Origin of the sequence: Shewanella sp. S1-49-MNA-CIBAN-0167, assembly GCF_040310145.1 — a bacterium.
Lineage (GTDB): Bacteria > Pseudomonadota > Gammaproteobacteria > Enterobacterales > Shewanellaceae > Shewanella > Shewanella psychromarinicola.
This window is the reverse complement of record NZ_JBEOPO010000226.1, coordinates 1-278: the sequence shown is the minus strand read 5'-3', so window position 1 is coordinate 278 and position 278 is coordinate 1. Positions and strand designations below refer to the sequence as shown.

The 278-nt window shown below is 71.9% G+C and carries 1 protein-coding gene; it reads left to right on the top strand.

Features of this window, described 5'->3' with window-relative positions; genetic code table 11:
• Positions 1 to 278: MFS transporter (locus AAEZ00_RS21100; protein ID WP_351089841.1), on the top strand; the 278-nt coding region annotated here is incomplete at both ends.

Sequence of the window (278 nt, the reverse complement as noted above, 5' to 3'; positions counted from 1 at the left end):
CTGGTGCTGAAGGCGTTGCAAGGGCTCGGCTTCGGCGGCGAATGGACCGCGGGCGCGGTACTGCTCGCGGAGACGGTCGGCGCGCGCCATCGCGGCAAGGCGATGGGCGTCGTGCAGAGCGCGTGGGGATTCGGCTGGGGCGCGGCGGTGCTGCTGTACATGATCGTGTTCGCGTGGCTGCCGTCCGAGTGGGCGTGGCGCGTGCTGTTCGCGATCGGCGCGCTGCCTGCGCTGCTGGTGCTGTATATCCGCCGCGCGATTTCCGAGCCGCCGCGCGC